This is a genomic window from Nonomuraea sp. NPDC003560, from assembly GCF_042878785.1.
Classification (GTDB): Bacteria; Actinomycetota; Actinomycetes; order Streptosporangiales; family Streptosporangiaceae; genus Nonomuraea.
Genome location: NZ_JBIAOF010000013.1, coordinates 66,223 through 83,563, shown reverse-complemented (window position 1 = coordinate 83,563; position 17,341 = coordinate 66,223). Strand labels below are relative to the sequence as shown.

The 17,341-nt window shown below is 72.1% G+C and carries 15 protein-coding genes; 11 read left to right on the top strand and 4 right to left on the bottom strand.

What is annotated here, in order from left to right:
- Nucleotides 1-2 precede the first annotated feature (2 nt).
- Genes ACFYUV_RS39935 through ACFYUV_RS39920 form a run of 4 tightly spaced genes read right to left on the bottom strand, consistent with a single transcriptional unit; the run spans nt 3 to nt 4,098 of the window.
- Nucleotides 3-764 (bottom strand): SDR family NAD(P)-dependent oxidoreductase, encoded by a 762-nt coding sequence (locus ACFYUV_RS39935; protein WP_387678541.1) that lies wholly within the window; start codon nt 762-764, stop codon nt 3-5.
- Nucleotides 761-1,603, bottom strand: a complete 843-nt coding sequence (locus ACFYUV_RS39930) for an amidohydrolase family protein (protein ID WP_387678539.1) — start codon at nt 1,601-1,603, stop codon at nt 761-763. The genes ACFYUV_RS39935 and ACFYUV_RS39930 overlap by 4 nt, the downstream gene beginning before the upstream one ends.
- A complete protein-coding gene (locus tag ACFYUV_RS39925; protein ID WP_387678536.1) occupies nt 1,593-2,774 on the bottom strand; it encodes a mandelate racemase/muconate lactonizing enzyme family protein in 1,182 nt (393 codons plus the stop codon). The genes ACFYUV_RS39930 and ACFYUV_RS39925 overlap by 11 nt, the downstream gene beginning before the upstream one ends.
- On the bottom strand, nt 2,761-4,098 hold the full coding sequence (locus tag ACFYUV_RS39920) for an aspartate aminotransferase family protein (RefSeq protein WP_387678533.1): 1,338 nt from the start codon (nt 4,096-4,098) through the stop codon (nt 2,761-2,763). Before ACFYUV_RS39920 ends, ACFYUV_RS39925 begins: the two co-directional genes overlap by 14 nt.
- Nucleotides 4,099-4,259: 161 nt before the next feature.
- Between ACFYUV_RS39920 and ACFYUV_RS39915 the strand changes: the two genes are divergently transcribed.
- The 11 genes from ACFYUV_RS39915 to ACFYUV_RS39865 all read left to right on the top strand — a co-directional run bounded on the left by ACFYUV_RS39915 (nt 4,260) and on the right by ACFYUV_RS39865 (nt 17,264).
- Nucleotides 4,260-5,057 carry an IclR family transcriptional regulator gene (locus ACFYUV_RS39915; protein WP_352356035.1) on the top strand — a complete coding sequence of 266 codons (798 nt, stop codon included), beginning with the start codon at nt 4,260-4,262 and terminating at the stop codon, nt 5,055-5,057.
- Between the two features lie 175 nt (nt 5,058-5,232).
- Nucleotides 5,233-7,182: a hypothetical protein gene (locus ACFYUV_RS39910; RefSeq protein WP_387678529.1), complete on the top strand. Its 1,950-nt coding sequence runs from the start codon at nt 5,233-5,235 to the stop codon at nt 7,180-7,182.
- Between the two features lie 12 nt (nt 7,183-7,194).
- The gene (locus ACFYUV_RS39905) at nt 7,195-9,261 is read left to right on the top strand and encodes a hypothetical protein (RefSeq protein ID WP_387678526.1); all 2,067 of its coding nucleotides are present in this window, start codon (nt 7,195-7,197) and stop codon (nt 9,259-9,261) included.
- Nucleotides 9,262-10,482 carry a Gfo/Idh/MocA family protein gene (locus tag ACFYUV_RS39900; RefSeq protein ID WP_387678523.1) on the top strand — a complete coding sequence of 407 codons (1,221 nt, stop codon included), beginning with the start codon at nt 9,262-9,264 and terminating at the stop codon, nt 10,480-10,482.
- Nucleotides 10,483-10,494: 12 nt separating this feature from the next.
- A complete protein-coding gene (locus ACFYUV_RS39895) occupies nt 10,495-11,718 on the top strand; it encodes an ABC transporter substrate-binding protein (protein WP_387678520.1) in 1,224 nt (407 codons plus the stop codon).
- The gene (locus ACFYUV_RS39890; protein WP_344207378.1) at nt 11,718-12,572 is read left to right on the top strand and encodes a sugar ABC transporter permease; all 855 of its coding nucleotides are present in this window, start codon (nt 11,718-11,720) and stop codon (nt 12,570-12,572) included. The genes ACFYUV_RS39895 and ACFYUV_RS39890 overlap by 1 nt, the downstream gene beginning before the upstream one ends.
- Nucleotides 12,569-13,414, top strand: coding sequence for a carbohydrate ABC transporter permease (locus ACFYUV_RS39885; RefSeq protein ID WP_344207377.1), 846 nt, complete (start codon nt 12,569-12,571; stop codon nt 13,412-13,414). The genes ACFYUV_RS39890 and ACFYUV_RS39885 overlap by 4 nt, the downstream gene beginning before the upstream one ends.
- Complete coding sequence (locus ACFYUV_RS39880) at nt 13,414-14,436, top strand: NAD-dependent epimerase/dehydratase family protein (RefSeq protein WP_387678516.1); 1,023 nt, start codon at nt 13,414-13,416, stop codon at nt 14,434-14,436. The genes ACFYUV_RS39885 and ACFYUV_RS39880 overlap by 1 nt, the downstream gene beginning before the upstream one ends.
- Nucleotides 14,436-15,452 carry a dihydrodipicolinate synthase family protein gene (locus ACFYUV_RS39875; RefSeq protein ID WP_387678513.1) on the top strand — a complete coding sequence of 339 codons (1,017 nt, stop codon included), beginning with the start codon at nt 14,436-14,438 and terminating at the stop codon, nt 15,450-15,452. Before ACFYUV_RS39880 ends, ACFYUV_RS39875 begins: the two co-directional genes overlap by 1 nt.
- A complete protein-coding gene (locus tag ACFYUV_RS39870) occupies nt 15,436-16,410 on the top strand; it encodes a hydroxyacid dehydrogenase (RefSeq protein WP_387678510.1) in 975 nt (324 codons plus the stop codon). The genes ACFYUV_RS39875 and ACFYUV_RS39870 overlap by 17 nt, the downstream gene beginning before the upstream one ends.
- A complete protein-coding gene (locus ACFYUV_RS39865) occupies nt 16,407-17,264 on the top strand; it encodes a GNAT family N-acetyltransferase (RefSeq protein WP_387678507.1) in 858 nt (285 codons plus the stop codon). Before ACFYUV_RS39870 ends, ACFYUV_RS39865 begins: the two co-directional genes overlap by 4 nt.
- Nucleotides 17,265-17,341: the final 77 nt, after the last annotated feature.

Sequence of the window (17,341 nt, the reverse complement as noted above, 5' to 3'; positions counted from 1 at the left end):
GGTCAGGAACCGGGCCGCAACGAGTTCCGGTACGGCGGCATGAACCGCGTCCTCGGCATCTGGTCGGCCAGCACGCCGCCGTCCACGACCAGGGTGGAGCCGGTGACGTAGCGGGCCGACTCCGAGGCCAGGTACGCCACCGCGCCGGCCACGTCGTCCGGCCTGCCGTACCCGCCGCGCAGCGGGATGCGCTCCTCCCACGCCGCCTCGAAGGCCGCGCGGTCGAAGGGGAAGTCGCCGTCGATCGGGGTGGCGATCATGCCGGGCGCCACGGCGTTGACGGTGATGCCATGAGCGCCCAGCTCGGCGGCGAGCGAGCGGGTGATCAGCTCCAGGGCGCCCTTGGAGGCGTTGTAGTGGGCCAGCCCGGCTTCGGCCATGAGGCCGTTCTTGGAGGAGACGTTGACGATCCGCCCCCGCACGCCGTCGGCGATCATGTGCTCGGCCACCCGCTGCGCCAGGAAGAACGGCGCGTCGCAGTTGACCCGCATGACGGCCTGCCAGCCGGCCACGGTGATCTCGTTGAAGTGTTCGAGCCGGGCCACCCCGGCGTTGTTGACCAGGACGTGGATCGGCCCGTGGTCGCGGCGGACCGCGTCGGCCAGCCCGGCCAGGCCCTCGGTGTCGGCCAGGTCGAAGTCGTAGACGCAGCCCGCGCCCGGCCGGTCGACGGTGATCACCCGGTAGCCGTCGGCCGTCAGGCGCGCGGCGATGGCCTGGCCGAGGCCCCGGGCGGCCCCGGTGACCACGGCCAGTTCGGTCATGACAGCCCCAGCAGGTCGAGCGACGGGCGGTGGATCAGCTTCTCGATCTCCTCCTGGTCCAGGGGCGGCAGACCGGGGATGCCGGGGACCGCGCCGACCGCCCGTAGCCCCTCCACCGAGGCGTCCACCGTGGTGAAGGGGTAGTCGCTGCCGAACAGCAGCTTGCCCCACACCCCGTAGTCCTGGGCCAGGCGCAGGCTGTGCCAGAGCTGGAAGGGGCGGTAGTGCAGGGCGGAGACGTCGGCGTAGACGTGGCGGTGCTTGCGGATCACCGCGATGCACTCCCCCTCGTACGGGTGGCCCAGGTGGGCCAGGACCATGCGTAGCTCCGGATGCCTGATGGCGACCTCGTCCAGGTGCACCGGCAGCGCGTAGCGCAGGGGCGCGGCCGAGACGAACGTGGTCCCGGTGTGCACCAGCAGCGGCAGGCCGTGGCGGGCGGCGTAGGCGTACAGGTCGTCCAGCTCGGGCGCGGCCGGGTCGAAACCGGCGTACATCGGCATGAGCTTGATGCCGCGCAGCCCCAGGTCGCGGTGGCCGTGTTCCAGCTCGTCGCGCCAGCCGGGCTGGGTGGGGTCGAGCGACAGGTAGCCGATGAGCCGGTCGGGGTGCTCGCCGGCGTAGGCGGCCACGGCGGCGTCGTCCACCCACAGGCCCGACCGCCTGGCCTTGCCGCCCACCACGACGGTACGGGTGCCGGCGGGCGAGGTGGCGGCGTAGTCCGCCCAGCGCACGGTCAGGTCGACGTGACCGCCGTGCGCGCGGGCGGACTCGGCCGCGAACGGGTCGCCGACGTCGTCCGGGCAGCTGAACAGGTGGGAGTGGACGTCAACGATCACGCTTCTCCCAGCCCTCCTTGAACATGTTCCAGAACCGGTGGGACGGCGGGTGCTCGGCGAAGACCTCGTCGGCCAGCTCGACGCCGAGGCCGGGCCGCTCCGGCAGGCCGACGTGACCGTCGACCACCGGCAGCACGCCCTTCAGCGCGTCGAAGACGTACGGCTCCAGCATGCCGTCGAACGTCTCCAGGATCAGCAGGTTCGGCATGCCCAGCACGGCGTGCACGGAGGCCGTGGTGCACAGCGGGGAGTTGGAGTTGTGCGGGGCGACGAGCATGGCGTGCACGTCGGCCTGCGCGGCCAGCTTCCTGATCTCGGTGAACCCGCCGGCCATCGACAGGTCCGGCTGGATGATGTCGACCGCGCCGGTGGCGAACAGCCGGGCGTACTCGTAGCGGTTGTGGAAGTGCTCGCCGCCGGAGATGGGCATGGCGGCGCGGGCGCGCAGCTCGGCGTAGCGCTCGATGTGCGTCCACGGCAGCGGCTCCTCGAACCAGCCGAGGTCGAACGGCTCCAGCTCGCGCACGAGCCGGACGGCGGTCGGCATCGCGAACCGGGCGTGCCCCTCGACGAACAGGTCGAGGTCGGGCACGGCCTCGCGGACCGCCGCGACGATGTCGACCGAGAGCCGCAGCTCGGCCCGGGACAACTCGCCCAGCCCGGCGCCGAACGGGTCGAACTTCAGCCCGGTGTAGCCGCGGGCGGCGACCTCCTTGGCCTTGGCCGCGAACACCTGCGGGTCGCGCTCGCCGGTGTACCAGCCGTTGGCGTAGACCCGCACCCGGTCGCGGCAGGCGCCGCCGGTCAGCCGGTAGACGGGCACGCCGAGCGCCTTGCCCATGATGTCGTGGAGCGCCTGGTCGACGCCGGAGACGACGATGCCGCCGACGTCGCCGCCGCGCAGGAAGTCGCCCTGGTACATCCGCAGCCAGATCTCCTCGACGTCGAAGGGATCGGCGCCGATCAGGTGGCGCTGGGCCATGGCCTCGGTCAGCGAGCAGGTCTCCCGGCCCCGGTAGGGGTGGGTGATCTCGCCGATGCCGCTCAGCCCTTCGTCGGTGTGGATGCGCACGTAGGAGAAGTCGCGCCAGGCGGTGCCCAGCGAGAGAGTCTCGACGCGGCTGATCCGGCCGGCGGGGCCGGCCGGGCGGCTGGTGTCAACGGTGAGCATCGGCGCCGCCCATGGTGCTGACGTCGGTCAGGTCGAGCACGTCGCCGCGGGCGAGCCTGGCCGCGGTGGCGGCCGCCTCCAGCAGGTGGTCGGCGTCGGCGTCGGTGTGGGCGTAGGAGACGTGGCTGCGCTTGAGGTTCAGTGGCAGCTCGAAGACGCCGTGCTCCAGCAGCCGGCGGCGGTACCCGATGAACATGTTGGCATCATTGCGCAGCAGGTCGTCGTAGGTGCGGGCGGGTCCGGTCATGAAATATCCGACGAAGACCGAGCCGTACCCGCTGACCAGCGCCGGGATGTCCAGCGAGGCGAACACCTCGGCCAGGCCGGTCCTGATCCGCTCGCCGAGTCGGAAGACGTGCTCGTGCACCGGCTCCTCGCGCAGCTTGCGCAGCGTGGCCAGGGCGGCCGCCACGACGGCGGGGTGGCCGTTGTAGGTGCCGGCGAAGAAGGCGGGGCCGCCCGGTCGCGAGCTGAACAGCTCCATGAGATCGGCGCGGCCTCCGAGCGCGCCCACCGGGTAGCCGTTCGCGATCGCCTTGCCCATGGTGGTGAGGTCGGGGGTGATCCCGCAGATCGCCTGCCAGCCGCCCAGGTGGTGGCGGAAGCCGGTGATGACCTCGTCGAAGATCAGCACGCTGCCCGCCCTGGTGCACTCGGCGCGCAGCGTCTGCAGGAACTCCTGCTCGGGCAGCAGGCAGCCGACGTTGTGCGGCACCGGCTCCAGGATGACGGCGGCGATGTCGTCGCCGTGCTCGGCGAACGCCCGGCGTACCGCCTCGGGGTCGTTGAACGGCAGGACCAGCGTGGCCTGCAGCACCTCGGGCAGGATGCCGGTCGAGATGGGGTCGTGGGTGCCGACCTTCTCCGGCGCGGAGATCACGTTGAGGCTGACCGCGTCGTGCCAGCCGTGGTAGCAACCCTGGAACTTGACCACGAGCCGGCGGCCGGTCGCGGCCCTGGCCACGCGCAGGGCGTGGAAGGTGGCCTCGCTGCCGGTGCTGGTCAGGAGCACCTTCTCCACGCTCGGCACGAGCTCTGCCAGCGTCTCGGCGAGCTCGACCTCGCCGGCCGTGACGCCCACGCCGCACAGGTCCACCGTGCGGCCGGCCTCGGCGACGGCCGCGCCGACGTCGGGGTCGTTGTGGCCGAGCAGCGGCGGGCCGAAGGCGGCGTGGTAGTCGACGAACTCCCGTCCTTGCGAGTCGCGGAAGCGGGCGCCGGCGGCATGGGTGATCACCAGGTCGGTGAGCCCCGGAATGCTGCGCTGCCCGCTGTTCACGCCGCCGGGGATGACCTGGCGTGCGCGCTCGGCTAGGTGCTTCAAATCTCTCTCCTCCGACGCGCCTCCCGGCCCGGCCCGGCCTGGGAAGCGCTGATCGTCCGCCACAAATTCCGAACAGTGTTTGGCAATACCGAACAGGTGAGGGAGATTGAAACACGAGATTGGGTGGGGGTCAACGATGAATTCCGCTAAGCTGTTCGGCTGTGACGAACACTGCTGCTGAGGAATCGCGATATTGGGTCCGCAGCGTCGCCCGCGCCGCCGAGGTGCTGGAGGTCCTGTCCCGCGTGGGGCCGGGTGGCGGCATGAGCGTGACCGAGGTCGCCGCGGCCTGCGGGCTGAGCAAGAGCGCCGCCTTCGCCACCCTCTACACGCTGCGCGGCTACAGCCTGGTCGCCGACGACGGCGAGGGCATGAACCGCCGCTACCGGCTGGGCATGGCGCTGTCCAGGCTGGGCGCCAGGGCCCAGGAGCAGCTCTCGCTGCGCGACGTGGCCCGCCCCGCGCTGGTCGCGCTCACCGAACGCACCGGGATGAACTCCAGGCTCGCGGTGCCCGAGGCCGGCCAGGCGGTCGTCGTCGACCAGGTGAGCAACGGCGAGCGCATCCAGGTCGACCTGCGGATGGGCACCAGAGAGCTGCCCCACTGCACCGGGCTGGGCAAGGCGCTGCTGGCCGAGATGGACGACGAGGAGGTCGCCAGGGTCGTCGGCCACGTCGGCCTGCCGCGCCGCACCGGCAACACGATCACCGAGCTGCCGGTGCTGCTGGCCCACCTGAAGACGGTCAGGGAACTCGGCTACGCGGTCGACGACGAGGAGGACGCCGACGGCATCTTCTGCATCGGCAGCGCGCTGCGCGACCACACCGGCGCCTGCGTCGGCGCGATCAGCATCACCTCGCTCAAGCGCGACCTGCCCGCCTGGCGCTACCAGGAGCTCGGCCGGGAGGTGAGAGAGACGGCGGCGATGATCTCCCAGCATCTCGGGCATGCCACGTGACGGCTTGACAGATGCCTCATCCACTGTCTAGCGTCCTCGCCAATCGTTTCGGGCGAAGATCCGACTCCGAGCGCCGCGGCCCCCGGCGCCGGACGTCTGGCCGCAGCACCGCCGCCTGCCCGCCTTCGCACGTCGCCCGGCCTTCCCATCACCCCGCTCCCGAAGGCCTCCCCCCATGAACCATGTAGCCGACGTCGCGCGCCTTCTCGCGCTCGACGCCTCCCGACTCGCCGACGGCACGCTGCTGCGTGTCGCGGGCTATCACCGCGCCGGTGACGGCGGTGGCAAGCTCGTCCGCTGGGACGCGGCCTCCACCGCGCCCGCCAACGGCGGCACCGTGCTCGGCTCCGCGCCAAAGGGCCGCTGGATCCAGCTGCACGACGGCTGCCTCGACTTCCGCGCCTTCGGCGTCTTCGACGACAAGACCCCCGCCGACGACGCCCTGGAGGCCATGGTCGGCGACCCCGCCGTCTCCAGGATCGAGGCCCACACCGACCTCAACTTCGTCAAGCGCCACAAGTTCCAGCGCTCCGGCCTGGTGCTCGACTTCGGCGGCCACACCATGACCACCGCCGGCATCGAGAAGAACTCCCACGACAACCCCTTCGGCGCGGTCCTGTTCTTCCAGGGCGAGCGGACCGGGACCACCGTCACCGGCACGCTCACGGCCACGCTCCCCGACCTGGCCGACGTCTTCGAGGTCGACTCCCGGCAGTTCCAGGTCGGCCAGTGGTGGGCCGTGCAGGTCGACGCGCTGGCCGGCACGTACGAACGCGAGCTCCAGCGCCTGGTCCAGATCACCCAGGTCGTCGACGGCCGGCACGTCCGGGTCAACTACAAGAACGGCTGGGAGCTGGCCGCCGGCCGTACGCTGACCTGGACGCTGGTCCGGCCGGTCGAGCGCGTGCACGTGCGCGACCTGCGCTTCCAGGCGGCCCCGGGCGGCGACGAGTACACCGGCTCGCACCCGATCGCCTACGAGTACGCCGTCCACTGCGACGTCGAGGACGTGCACGCCACCGGCAGCTTCTGGCCGGTGATCATGCGACGCTGGTGCACCCACTTCCGCACCGAGCGCTGCAGCCTGAAGAACCCCCCGACCGTCATGTACGGCGGAGCCGGCTACCTGACCCAGCAGATCTACTGCCTGTACGGCCACGTCGCCGACTGCACCACCTCCAACGTCCGCCATCTCAACGACTTCACCGCCAGCGCCTACTGCACGGTCGAGAACTGCCACGGCGACGGCGACGACGAGGGCGGCAACCCCTTCACCACCCACGGCCAGTACGAGCACGACCTGGTCTTCACCGGCAACTCCGGCCTCATGGACATCGCCAACAGCGGCGCGCTCTGGGGCACCAGCGCCAAGCGCATCACCGTGCGCAAGCACCTGTGCTCGTGGTTCGTCGCCGGAACCAAGATCACCGACCTGACGCTGGAGGACGTCCGGGTGATCCCGCGCTCGACGTTCGACCCGGCGGGAACGCTCCAGGTGAACGCCGACGGCCTGCACATGCGCGGCTGCTCGGCCAAGACCGTCGCGATCGGCCAGCGGTCCAGCCGCTCCGGCCGGCCCAACGTCATCGAGGGCTGCTCCTTCGAGCTGCCGAAGGACCAGGTGCTGGTGCAGACGCCGGTGAGCAACGCGCTGCACTTCAAGGAGTGCGCCATCACCGGTCTCGACGGCGCCACCCTGCGCGGCTCCGGCCCCCTTCGCTTCACCGGCTGCGTCCTGAGCGGATCGGGCAAGGTCTCGGTGGGCTCGGGCGACGTCGTGATCAGCGGTGGCCGGCTCGACGGCGTGCGCGTCGAGCTGAGCGCCGTGCGCGACCAGCGGCTGCGCCTGGAGGGCGTCACGCTGGAGAACGCCGCGCTCGGCCGGGCCGCCGGTCCGGGCGTCCTGACCTGGGAACTGGCCGCCTGCACGGCCACCGGCACCCGCGTCGAGCCGGCCACCGGCGACAACCGCTGGCGCGCCACCGGCTCCCGGTTCACCGGCGGCCGGCTCGACCTGACCGCCACCACCGTCCTGGTGCACACCGGCTGCACCGAGGAGGGCGTCGAGCGCGCCTTCCCGCCCGCCGGCCCCCGCGTCCTCATCGCCGACACCCTCGCACTGTAAGGAACCACCCCCATGGAACGTCGTGACATCCTGCGCGTCACCGGTTTAGCGGCTGTCGGCACCGTCCTGATGGCCAAGCCCGCGCTCGCCGAGCCGGACAAGAAGCCCAAGGACGAGGTGCAGGCGGTCGCCACCGTGGCCGAACTGCTCGCCTTCGAGGCCGACAAACTGACGGACGGCACGCTGGCGCAGGTCGCGGGCTATCTCAAGCCGGGCGACGGCGGCGGCAAGCTCGTCCGCTGGGACGCCGCCTCCACCGCGCCCGCCAACGGCGGCACCGTGCTCGGCTCCGCGCCAAAGGGCCGCTGGATCCAGCTGCACGACGGCTGCCTCGACTTCCGCGCCTTCGGCGTCTTCGACGACAAGACCCCCGCCGACGACGCCCTGGAGGCCATGGTCGGCGACCCGGCCGTCTCCAGGATCGAGGCCCACACCGACCTCAACTTCGTCAAGCGCCACAAGTTCCAGCGCTCGGACCTGGTGCTCGACTTCGGCGGCCACACGATGCGCACCGCCGGCATCGAGAAGGCGGGCCAGGACGACCCGTTCGCGGCGGTGATGTTCTTCCGCGGCAAGGTCACCGCCACCACGGTCAGCCACAAGCTGAGCGCCCCGGTGCCCGACCTGTCGGACGTCTTCGAGGTCGCCGACTCCGCCGCGTTCAAGGTCGGGCAGTGGTGGAGCGCCGAGGTCAACGCGCTGTCCGGCCGCTGGGAGCGCGAGCTGCAGAAGCTGGTCGAGGTCACCCAGATCGTCGACGGCACGCACATCCGGGTCAACTACAAGAACGGCTGGGAGCTGGCCGCCGGCCGCACGATCACCTGGACCCTGGTCGAGCCGGTCGAGCGCGTGCACGTGCGCAACCTGCGCTTCGAGGGCGTCGCGGACGGCGACCAGTACACCGGCTCGCACCCGCTGGCCTACGAGTACGCCGTCCACTGCGACGTCGAGGGCATCCACGGCACGGGCACGTTCTGGCCGCTGATCATGCGGCGCTGGGCCACCCACTTCCGCACCGAGCGCTGCACGCTGAAGAACCCCGCCAGCGTGACCTGGGGCGGGGCGGGCTACCTGACCCAGCAGATCTACTGTCTGTACGGCCACGTCCGCGACTGCCACACGGCCAACGCCCGGCACCTGAACGACTTCACCGCCAGCGCCTACTGCTACGTGGAGAACTGCCACGGCGACGGCGACGACCAGGGCCCGTTCGTCACCCACGGCCAGTACGAGCACGACCTGACCTACACCGGCAACTCCGGCCTGATGACCTTCGCCAACTCCGGCGCGGCCTGGGGCTCGGCGGCCAAGCGCATCACGGTGCGCAAGCACGTCTGCTCGTGGTTCGTGGCCCGGGTGAAGGTCACCGACCTGACGCTGGAGGACCTCCAGGTCATCGGCAAGCCGTCGCTGGAGGGCTCGGGCATGATCTGGGTCAACGCCGACGGCGTGCAGATGCGCGGCTGCTCGGCCAGCCACACGCTCATCGTCTCCCAGCAGTCGAAGTTGTCGCGGCGGCCCAACCTGATCGAGGGCTGCGTCTTCAACGTCCCGGCCAAGAGCGAGATCGTCCAGGCGAACGTGACCGCGCCGCTGCACGTCAGCCGCACCACGTTCCACGGCCTGAACGGCAACGCCTTCAACGGCGCGGACCTGCGCCTGTCCGGCTCGACGCTGAACGGCGCCGAGGGCGCGGCCCCGCTGGTCCTGGCCGGTTCGGTGGCGCTGACCGGCTGCACGGTGAAGAACGTGGGCCTGGCCGCCGCCGGCAAGGCCGACCAGCGCATCCGCCTCGACGGCGGCACCGAGCTGGCCGAGGCCGGGCTGTCGCGGGTGGAGGCCGCCGGGCTGGTCTCCTGGCAGCTGGCCGGGGTCCGCAGCCAGAACGCCGGAGCCCACGTCCAGCTCGACGCCGGCCGGAACCGCTACGCGGCGACCGGCTGCCAGTTCGGCGGCGGCCGTCTGTCGATCAAGGCCTTCGAGGTGGTCCAGCACACGGGCAACGTCGAGGAGGGCGTCGCCAGGGAGCTGCCGGCCGACGGCCCGAAGGTCCTCACATCAGGAAATCTGGTGATTTAGGTGCGAAAAATAACGCTGGCGGTCGCGGGAGCGGGCAACCGGGGGCAGACCTACGCCTCCTGGATCGCCGCGCACCCCGATCGCGCGGAGCTGGTCGCCGTGGCCGACCCCGACCCCGCCCGCCGGGCCAAGCTGGCCGGCCCAGGCGTGCGCGAGTTCGGCGACTGGCGCGACCTGCTGCGCGAGCGGGTGGCCGACGCCGTCGTCCTGGCCACCCAGGACCGCCTGCACGTCGAGCCCGCCATCGCCCTGGCGCGGGCGGGCTACGCGCTGCTCGTCGAGAAGCCCATGGCGCCGACCGAGGAGGAGTGCCGCGAGATCGTCTCGGCCGTCGGCGAGACCGGCGTGCTGCTCGCCGTCTGCCACGTGCTGCGCTACACGCCCTACACCGCGCTGGTGAAGGAGACCGTGGACAGCGGCGTGCTCGGCGAGGTCATGAGCGTCGAGCACCTGGAGCCGGTCGGCTGGTGGCACCAGGCGCACTCCTACGTGCGCGGCCCCTGGCGCAGCGAGCGCCTGGCCAGCCCGATGCTGCTGGCCAAGTCCTCCCACGACCTCGACTGGCTGACCTACGTCACCGGGCTCAGGATCGAGCAGGTCGCCAGCTTCGGCTCGCTCGGCCACTTCAGGCCCGAGCGGCGCCCGGAGCAGGCCGCCGACCGCTGCCTCGACTGCGTCCTGGAGCCCCGGTGCCCGTACTCGGCGCCCCGGCTGTACCTGGACCGCGGCTACGACTGGCCGACCAGCGTCCTCGGCGAGAACGAGGAGCAGGTCATGGACGCCCTGCGCACCGGCCCGTACGGCAGGTGCGTCTACGCCTGCGACAACGACGTGGTCGACCACCAGGTGCTCGCCATGCAGCTGACCGGCGGCGCGACCGCGACCTTCACCATGACCGCCTTCACCGAGCAGACCCACCGCCAGACCAGGATCTTCGGCACCCACGGGCGGCTGATCGGCGACGGCGAGTCGGTCGAGGTCCTCGACTTCCGCGACGGCCGCAGCAGCCGCCGCAGCGTCGCCGAGACCGGCTCGAACGCCGGCGACGGCCACGGCGGCGGCGACGACGGCGTGATGGACGCCTTCGTCACCGCGCTGGCCACCGGCGACCCCGCACACGTGCGCTCGGGCCCCACCGAGTCGCTCCACAGCCACCTCGCGGTCTTCGCCGCCGAGAAGGCCCGGCACAGCGGCACGGTCGTCACCGTGCCCGCATTCTAGGAAGGAACCATCATGCGACTGCGCGCGCTGGCCGCCGCTGCGGCCGCCCTCGGCACGCTGACCGCCTGCGGCGGCGGCTCCGGAGGCGACGAGAAGCAGACCGTGACCATGTGGATCTACCCGAACATCGCCGACCAGCCCAAGCACCAGGCGTTCTGGGACGAGCAGACCAAGGCGTTCGAGGCGGCCAACCCGAACATCGACGTCAAGGTCGAGATCTACCCGTGGGCCAAGCGCGACGAGGCGCTGTCCACGGCGATCGCCGGCAACAAGGCGCCCGACGTGGTCTACCTCATCCCCGACCAGCTCCCCAAGTACGCCAGGACGCTGGAGCCGGTGGACGCCTACCTCGCCGACAAGGCCGACTACCGGGACAACGCCCTGAAGTCGGTCACCATCGACGGCAAGGTCATGGGCGCGCCGATCCTCATGTCGGCCAACCCGCTGGTCTGCAACCAGAAGGCGTTCGATGCCGCCGGCGTCACCGAGTTCCCCAAGACCTGGGACGACGTGCTCGCCCTGGCCCCGAAGTTCAAGGCCAAGGACGTCGACGTCACCAACTACTGGGCCGACCCCGCCGCCACCCTCAACCAGTCGTTCTACCCGCTGCTGTGGCAGGCGAGCGGCGACGTGTTCAGCCCCGACGGCAAGTCGGCGGCCTTCGGCGGCGCCGAGGGCGTCAAGGCGCTGACCTTCCTGAAGAAGCTGGCCGACGGCGGCTACGTGGAGAAGGACCTGCTGACCGGGCTGCCCAAGTTCGAGCAGACCAGGACCGCCCAGAACAAGGTGGCCTGCACCTGGCAGCAGCTGCCCGCCGACGTCGAGTCGTTCTGGGGCAAGGAGAACATCAAGGTCCTGCCGCCGCTGACCGACGCCAAGCAGGTCGCCTACGGCACGGTCGGCTCGCTGGCCCTGCTCAAGGCGTCCGACCACAAGGAGGCGGCGGGCAAGTGGATCGGCTTCGCCACCGGCGCCGCCCCGAGCAAGGCCTACGACCTGGCCTCGGGCTACTTCTCCCCGCGCAAGTCCACCGGCTCGCTGTACGCGGCCGACCCGGTGCAGGCCGAGGTGGAGAAGGCCCTCGACCTGACCACGGCCGGGCCGCTGCACGAGAAGGCGCGTGACGTGATGGGCGTCCTGGCTCCCGAGATCCAGGCCGCGCTGATCGGCAAGAAGACGCCCGAGCAGGCGCTCGCCGACGCGGCCAAGGCCGCGGACGCGCTGCTGGGTGGCTGATGGCGGCGATCGACGTCAGGCGGTGGGAGGCGCGGACCGGACTGCTGTTCGTCCTGCCGTGCCTCCTGCTCTTCCTGCTGTTCCGGTTCGGCCCGTCCGTCGCCGGGGTGCTGCTGGGGTTCTTCGACTCCTCCATCGGCGCCAGCCCGGAGTGGACCGGCGTGGACAACTACCGGCGGATGGCCGCCGACCCCGTCTTCTGGGAGTCGCTGCGCATCACGCTGATCTACACGATCCTGTACGTGCCGGCGTCGATGGCCGCCTCGGTGGGCATGGCGCTGCTGGTGCGCCGCGCCTTCCGCGGGGCGGCCTTCTTCCGCTCGGTCTTCTTCCTGCCCGTCGTCACCAGCCTGGTCCTGGCCGGGACGGTCTTCACCTGGCTGTTCTCCTCCGAGGGGCCGATCACCAAGCTCACCGGACAGTCCTGGCTGGCCTCCACCACGCTGGTCATCCCGGCCCTGGTGATCGTCTCGGTCTGGTCCAGGTTCGGGTACGGCATGCTGATCGTCCTGGCCCGGCTGCAGGACCTGCCGCGGGAGCTGGAGGAGGCCGCGCTCACCGACGGCGCCTCCACCTGGCAGCGGTTCCGCTACATCGTGGCCCCGCAGCTGCGCCCCGCGCTGTTCTTCGTCGCCGTGATCGAGACGACGAACTCCTTCCAGGTGTTCGACCTGGTCTACGTGATGACCGGCGGCGGCCCGGCGCACGGCAGCTTCACGCTGGTCATGGCCCTGTACGAGCAGGCGTTCAAGAACTTCGACTTCGGCTACGCCAGCGCCATCGGCGTCGCGCTGTTCGTCATGACCCTCGTGGTCGCGCTGGTCCAGCGCCTGATGATCGGGAGGTCGAAGTGACGACATACCGCCCGTACAAGGCGCTGGAGCCGACCAGGGCCGGCAAGGTGGCCAGGTTCGTCCTGCTGGCCGTCGCCACGCCGGTCACGCTGTTCCCGTTCTACGCGATGGTCGTGCTGTCGCTGAAGCCGGGCACGGCCGTGACGTTCCCGGAGAGCATGCTGCCCTGGCCGGTCGACTTCAGCGCCTACGGCGAGGTGCTGGGCGGCCGCGACCTGGTCACCTGGACCGTCAACACGCTGATCTACTCCGTGGTCAGCGTGGTGGCCGTGCTGCTGCTGGCCTCGCTGGCCGGATACGCCTTCGCCAAGAAACGGTTCCCCGGCCGCGAGCCCATGTTCTGGTCGTTCCTGGCCATGGTCATGGTGCCCTACCACGTGACGCTCATCCCGACCTTCATGCTCATCGCCGAGCTGGGCGGGGTGGACACGTACTGGGGGCTGATCCTGCCGACGCTCGCCAACGCGCAGGCGGTCTTCCTCATGCGGCAGTTCATCATGGGCCTGCCGGACGAGCTGTTCGAGGCGGCCCGGCTCGACGGCGCCTCCGAATGGCGGATCTTCATCAGGATCGTCCTGCCGTTGTGCAAGCCGATCCTGGCCACGCTGGGCGTCTTCGTCTTCCTGTGGCACTGGAACGACCTGCTCTGGCCGCTCATCATCGGCGGCGGCGCCGACATGCGCACCCTGACCGTGGGCATCGCCTCCCTGCAGACGGAGAACGTGCCGCTCAGCGTCGTGCTGGCCGGGGCCACGGTCGCGTTCGTACCGATCTTCGCCGCCTACCTGGTCGGCCAGCGTTATTTCACCGAAGGAGTCACGATGTCGGGGATCAAGGGTTGATGTTCACCTCCGTCGACGATCTGGAAGAGCACCTCACCCGTCCGTCCGAGTCGCTCGTCGCCGACCTCGCCGCCGGCTCCGGCGACCTGGTCGTGCTGGGCGCCGGGGGCAAGATGGGGCCCACATTGTGCCGCCTGGCCCGGCGCGGCCTGGACGCCGCCGGTCGCGGCGCCGACCGCGTCTTCGCCGTCTCCCGGTGGTCCGACCGCGCGGCGGCCGGCGCCCTCGCCGCGCACGGCGTGGACGTCGTCCCCTTCGACCTGCTCGACGGCGACCTGGGCACGCTGCCCGACGCCGCGGACGTGGTCTTCATGGTCGGGGCGAAGTTCGGCACGTCCGCCGCGCCGTACCTGGCCTGGGTCGTCAACGCGGCCCTGCCCGCCCGCGTCGCCGAGCGGTACGGCGGTGCGCGCGTCGCGGCGCTGTCCACGGGCAACGTCTACCCGCTGGTGCCCCTGTCCTCCGGCGGCAGCGTCGAGGGCGACCCGGTCGGGCCGGTGGGCGAGTACGCGATGAGCTGCCTCGGCCGCGAGCGCGTCTTCGAGCACGCGGCCGCCGCCCGCGGCACGGCCGTGACGATCGTCCGCCTCAACTACGCCGTGGACCTGCGGTACGGCGTGCTGGCCGACATCGGGCAGCGGGTGCTGTCCGGCGCTCCGGTGGACGTGACGACCGGGCACGTCAACGTGGTGTGGCAGGGCTACGCCAACGAGGTCGTGCTGCGCTCGCTGGGCCACGCGACGGCGGGCACGCCGTTCACGCTGAACCTGACCGGCCCCGAGACCGCCTCGGTGCGCCGGGTGGCCGCCGCCTTCGGCGCGCGCCTCGGCACGCCGGTGTCCTTCGAGGGCGCGGAGGCCGCGACGGCGCTGCTGAACGACGCCACGCTGTGCCACCGCCTGTTCGGCTACCCGAACGTGCCGCTGGGCACGCTGATCGACTGGCAGGCCGACTGGCTGGCCGCCGGGCTGCCGACGTCGGGCAAGCCCACCAAGTTCGCCGTACGAGACGGGAGATTCTGATGCCCACGCCGAATCCCGCGCTGTCGCGCCTGCGGGCGGGGACCGTCATCCCCGCCCACCCGCTGGCGCTCACCGCGGACCGGACGCTGGACGAGCGCCGCCAGGCCGCGCTCACCCGGTACTACCTGGCGGCGGGGGCCGGCGGCCTGGCCGTGGGCGTGCACACGACCCAGTTCGAGATCCGCGGGGCCGGGCTGCTGGAGCCGGTCCTCCGGCTGGCCGCCGACGTCGCCGGTGAGTCCGCCCGCGACTCCGCCCGGGAGCGGCCGGTGCTGGTCGCCGGGGCGTGCGGGCCGACCGCGCAGGCGGTGGCCGAGGCCGAGCTGGCCGCCTCGCTCGGGTACGACGCCGTGCTGCTCTCACCGGTCGTGCCCGGCGTCTCCGAGGACGACCTGTTGGCGCGGGCGCGGGCCGTGGGCGAGGTGCTGCCGGTCGTCGGTTTCTACCTCCAGGCGGCGATCGGCGGGCCGGTGTTGTCGCGCGGCTTCTGGCGGGCCCTGGCCGACCAGCCCTCCACGGTCGCGGTGAAGGTGGCGGCGTTCGACCGCTACCGCTCGCTGGACGTGGCGCACGGCGTGGCCGCCTCCGACCGGGCCGACCAGGTCGCCCTCTACACGGGCAACGACGACCACATCATCGGCGACCTGCTGGCCGAGCTGCCCGGCGGCCTGCGCTTCGCCGGCGGCCTGCTCGGCCAGTGGGCGGTGTGGACGCGGGCGGCGGTGGAGATGGTCGACGGCCTGCGCGACGACCCGGCGCGGTGGTGGGGCCGGGCCACGGCGCTCACCGACGCCAACGCCGCCGTCTTCGACAGCGCCAACGCCTTCTCCGGCTGCATCGCCGGCGTGCACGAGGTGCTGCGCAGACAGGGCCTGCTGGCCGGCACCTGGTGCCTCGACCCGGACGAGGGCCTGTCCCCCGGCCAGGCCGAGGAGCTGACCCGGGTCGGCGCCGCCTACCCGTGGCTGACCGACGACGACTTCGTGGCGGAGCACCGCGATGCCTGGCTCGGCTGACTCCGCCGTGCGCGTCCTGGTCAGCGTCCCGCCGCCGCTGCGCGCGCAGTTCTTCCCCGACCCCGCCGCCCTGCTGGCCCTGGGGGACGTGCGGCTGCTCGACGACCACCGCGCGCTGCCCGAGGCGCTGCCCGGCACCGAGGTGCTGGTGACCTCCTGGGGGGTGCCGCCGCTGACCGCCGAGCTGCTCGACCGGGCGCCGGGGCTGCGGCTGGTCGCGCACACCGGAGCGACGGTCAAGCCGTTCGTCACCGGCGAGCTGTGGGCGCGGGGCGTCCGGGTGACGCAGGCGGGCGCGGCCATGGCCCGGTCGGTGGCCGAGGTGGCGCTGACGTTCACGCTTGCGCTGCTGCACCAGGTGCACCGCTTCGACCACGCCCTGCGCGGCGGCCGGCCGTGGGAGGCGGCCGAGCGGGCGCCGGCCAGGCGGGAGATCCTCGGCTGCCCGATCGGCGTCATCGGCGCCTCCAGGACCGGCCGGGCCTACCTCGACCTCGTCCGCGCGCTCGGCGCCGAGGTCACCGTCGCCGACCCGTACCACGAGGGCGCCGTGGAGCTGGACGAGCTGCTGTCCACCAGCCGGATCGTGGCCGTGCACGCCCCGGCGCTGCCGGAGACGCGCCACCTGCTCGGGGCGCGGGAGCTGGCGCTGATGCCCGACGGCGCCGGGCTGGTCAACACCGCCAGGTCGTGGCTGGTGGACGAGGCCGCCCTGCTGGCCGAGCTGCGTCCGGGACGGCTGGACGCGGCGATCGACGTCTTCGACGAGGAGCCGCTGCCGGTCGGGCACCCGTTCCGCGCGCTGCCGAACGTGCTGCTCACCCCGCACCAGGCGGCCGGCACCGATTCGGGGCGGGCCCGTCAGGGCCGGGTGGTGGTCGAGGAGATCGCCCGGTACGCCGGCGGCCTCCCGCTGGCGCACGAGGTGACGCCGGAGCTGCTGGGGAGGATGGGATGACGTCCCTGCGGACCGCTCGTCCGGTCGACCGGGAGGCGCTCTACGCGCTGTGGGCCGCCTGCTTCGACGCCCCGCACGTGGTGCCCCTGTACGAGACCGACCCCGGCCGGTACGGCCGGACGTTCGTGACCGGCGACGTGTCGGCCTGCGTGTACTACCTGCCGCGCCGGCTGCACGACGGCCTGGGCGGCGAGGTGCGGACAGGGGGCGTGGCCAACGTCGCCGCCCATCCGTCGGTCCGCGGGCGCGGGCACGTCCGGCGGCTGCTGGCGCTGGCGGCCGAGGCGATGGCGGCCGACGGCTGCGCCTGGTCGTTGCTGTTCACCGGCACGCCCGGCGTCTACAAGGAGTGGACCGGCTTCGAGCTGCGGACGGTGTCCGGCCCGTTGCGCCGGACCGGCCCGGCCGGGCGGGGGCTGCGCAGGATCCCGGCCGGCGAGGCGGCGGTGCTGCGGGAGGTGTACGAGCGGCACAACGCGCGGCGTCCGCTGACCGCCGTGCGCGACGAGGCGCACTGGCGGGACCGGCTGCCCATCTGGTACGGCGACCCGGTCGATCTGCTGGCCGGGGACGCCGGGTACGCCGCCGTGCGCTGGGACGGCGGCGTCCTCGACGTGCTGGAGGTGGCCGGGGACCTGCCCGGGGTGCTCTCCGCGCTGGCCGCCGAGGCGGCGGTGCGGGGCGTCCGTACCGGCAGGGCCAGGCTGACCTGGGACGAGCCGGCCCTGCCGCACCTGTTCGCGAGCGTCGTCCGAGAGCGGGACCGCACGGGGATGGCCCGCGCGATCCTGGGCGACCCGGGCCCCGTGGTGGGCGCGGAGAACGCCGCCCACTGGCCGGCGGACTACTTCTGACCGCTACGCCTCTCCGGGCAGACATCGGATGAATCTCCGCGCAGCTCTTGCCGAGAGATCAAAGATCGGGCTACGTT

What these genes read in the sequence shown, in the direction of transcription:
- ACFYUV_RS39875 (WP_387678513.1), top strand. Translation starts at nt 14,436, where the DNA reads ATGCCCACGCCGAATCCCGCGCTGTCGCGCCTGCGGGCGGGGACCGTC.
- ACFYUV_RS39865 (WP_387678507.1), top strand. Translation starts at nt 16,407, where the DNA reads ATGACGTCCCTGCGGACCGCTCGTCCGGTCGACCGGGAGGCGCTCTAC.
- ACFYUV_RS39895 (WP_387678520.1), top strand. Translation starts at nt 10,495, where the DNA reads ATGCGACTGCGCGCGCTGGCCGCCGCTGCGGCCGCCCTCGGCACGCTG.
- ACFYUV_RS39905 (WP_387678526.1), top strand. Translation starts at nt 7,195, where the DNA reads ATGGAACGTCGTGACATCCTGCGCGTCACCGGTTTAGCGGCTGTCGGC.
- ACFYUV_RS39935 (WP_387678541.1), bottom strand. Translation starts at nt 764, where the DNA reads ATGACCGAACTGGCCGTGGTCACCGGGGCCGCCCGGGGCCTCGGCCAG.
- ACFYUV_RS39925 (WP_387678536.1), bottom strand. Translation starts at nt 2,774, where the DNA reads ATGCTCACCGTTGACACCAGCCGCCCGGCCGGCCCCGCCGGCCGGATC.
- ACFYUV_RS39890 (WP_344207378.1), top strand. Translation starts at nt 11,718, where the DNA reads ATGGCGGCGATCGACGTCAGGCGGTGGGAGGCGCGGACCGGACTGCTG.
- ACFYUV_RS39910 (WP_387678529.1), top strand. Translation starts at nt 5,233, where the DNA reads ATGAACCATGTAGCCGACGTCGCGCGCCTTCTCGCGCTCGACGCCTCC.
- ACFYUV_RS39870 (WP_387678510.1), top strand. Translation starts at nt 15,436, where the DNA reads ATGCCTGGCTCGGCTGACTCCGCCGTGCGCGTCCTGGTCAGCGTCCCG.
- ACFYUV_RS39880 (WP_387678516.1), top strand. Translation starts at nt 13,414, where the DNA reads ATGTTCACCTCCGTCGACGATCTGGAAGAGCACCTCACCCGTCCGTCC.